Origin of the sequence: Phenylobacterium sp., from assembly GCF_025351295.1 — a bacterium.
GTDB lineage: Bacteria > Pseudomonadota > Alphaproteobacteria > Caulobacterales > Caulobacteraceae > Phenylobacterium.
Genome location: NZ_JANXWD010000128.1, coordinates 1 through 2,036 on the forward strand (window position 1 = coordinate 1; position 2,036 = coordinate 2,036).

3 protein-coding genes are annotated in these 2,036 nt (G+C 61.6%); 1 reads left to right on the top strand and 2 read right to left on the bottom strand.

All coding sequences use genetic code 11. The features are described 5' to 3' along the window. On the top strand, positions 1–1,110 hold a 1,110-nt coding region (locus tag Q0R13_RS17945; RefSeq protein WP_293906496.1), incomplete at its 5' end, for a type II toxin-antitoxin system HipA family toxin. A 21-nt stretch (positions 1,111–1,131) separates the two neighbouring features. On the opposite strand, the gene Q0R13_RS17950 is transcribed toward Q0R13_RS17945, so the two are convergent. After that, positions 1,132–1,227, bottom strand: a complete 96-nt coding sequence (locus tag Q0R13_RS17950) for a JAB domain-containing protein (RefSeq protein ID WP_366853196.1) — start codon at positions 1,225–1,227, stop codon at positions 1,132–1,134. A gap of 39 nt (positions 1,228–1,266) precedes the next feature. Then, positions 1,267–2,036 (bottom strand): hypothetical protein (locus tag Q0R13_RS17955; protein ID WP_293906498.1); only part of this gene is annotated, 770 nt, incomplete at its 5' end.

Genomic DNA, 2,036 nt, shown 5'->3' on the forward strand with positions numbered 1-2,036 from the left:
GTTCCGGTCGAGCTGAAGCTCGCGCCTCGCACCTACGAGACTGCCGCGCTCGGCGGCGTGTTCGGCGCCCTGCGCGACGCCAGCCCCGACTATTGGGGCCGCCGCGTCATCGACAAACATGCCGGCAAGCCGCAGCTCGGAGAGATCGATTACCTGCTGCACTCCGCCGACGACCGCGCCGGCGCCCTGGGCTTCGGCCTCAATGCCGAGCCCCCGGCGCCGCGCCGCGATTTCAACCAGACCGTGGCGCTGGAGAAGCTGCAGCGGATCGCCGACGCCCTGATCGCCGACGAAGAGCTGGCGCCCGACGCCGCCAACCAGCAGATTCAGGATCTGCTTCTTGTCGGCACCTCCATGGGCGGGGCCAGGCCCAAGGCCGTCGTCGAGGACGAGGGCGCTCTCTGGATCGCCAAGTTCAATCGCCAGGATGACCGCTGGAACAGCGCCCGGGTCGAACATGCCATGCTCACGCTTGCCAGGGCCTGCGGTCTGGAAGCCGCCGACAGCAAGATCGTGCTGGCGGGAGGGCGAGACGTTCTGATGGTCCGCCGCTTTGACCGCGAGCGCGTGGCTGCGGGCTACACCCGCGCCCGGATGATCAGCGCCCTGACACTCCTGCGGACGGAGGACAGCCATAGGGCGCGGGATCGCTGGTCCTATGTGCTGCTGGCCGAGGAACTGCGCCGGGCCAGCGCCGAGCCCGCCAGGGATGCGCGCGAGCTTTTCCGCCGCATGACCTTCAACGCCCTGATCTCCAACGCCGACGATCACCCGCGCAATCACGCGATGATCGCCAAGGCCAGGGATTGGCGGCTGTCGCCGGCCTACGACCTGACGCCATCGACCCCGATCAGCCTGGAACGCCGTGATCTGGCGCTGGTGATCGGAGACGCCGGCCGCATCGCCACGGCGGAAAACCTGGTCTCACAAAGCCCTCGCTTTCTCCTCAAGACCGACGAGGCCGCCGCCATCGTCGCGGAAATGGAGCAGCGGGTGTCGAGCACCTGGTACGACGTCGCCCGCGGCGCCGGCGTGAGCGCGCCCGACTGCGAGCTGATCTCGGGAGCCTTCGTCTATCCGGGCTTCCGGCCCGAACCGCCTCCGCTCTGACCATGAGTGAGGCCGCCACGGCTAGATCAACCCCAGCGCCTTGAAGCTGGCGACCTCGGCGCGCCCGACAATGACGTGGTCATGCACCGCGATACCCAGGGTCCGCGCGGCGTCAATGTCCCAAGCGTCAGTGAGCTAGACTATCAACTGCACAGTTCACCGCCACGGTCCATCTGACTCAATTAGAAGAAGTAAACCAGGATCAACGCAACGCTTAATTTCAGATTCCGCGCAACGCGTGAACAGTTCTACGAAGGTAGGTACAGCGAGCTCAATTTGGGTGGATATCAGGCCGAGTATCGCGCCTGTAAGAGCTGCTCGTTCTCCACACGTTGCACAAATCCGAATCACGAACGAGCCGGTGTTTGAAGGCACAGAATAGTAGAAGTAGAAATTGAGTGATGAGATTCTAGTCCGGATGACTGGGAGGGAAATGACTATTTCGCTGCAACCCACCTTGATGTGAGCCGGTACCCACTCGACCATAAACTCGGGCCAGTTTCCGAGTGTGAGAAGTTTTTGGCTGTGCGATGTCATCCTTCCGCAGTCACCTGGGATTATCGCGCTCACGATTCCGTCAATGATCTGGTCAACGTCGGCGAGGTTCGCGACTTCACGCGCAACGTTCGGATTCAATTTCGGCTTGTCGCTTGATGGAAGGTCGGTGCCGACTTGGACCCAGCTAACCTGATGCTCATCACCCCAACGATTGAGGCCGTAATCGCGGTTGAACTCGAAAAGCCCGTAAGCTTGGCTCCCGTTGTTTGCCCCGTAAACCTTAAAAAGTGCGTCTCTCTGTAAAGTGTTAACAGCGACCGGGTCGGCTGTCTTAGTAAGCGTCACGCACGTATCGATTTTAAAGTCCGTATCCCGGACAACTTCACCGAGTTGGCCGCTAATCCATTTCTGTATATCGCTTCCATTTT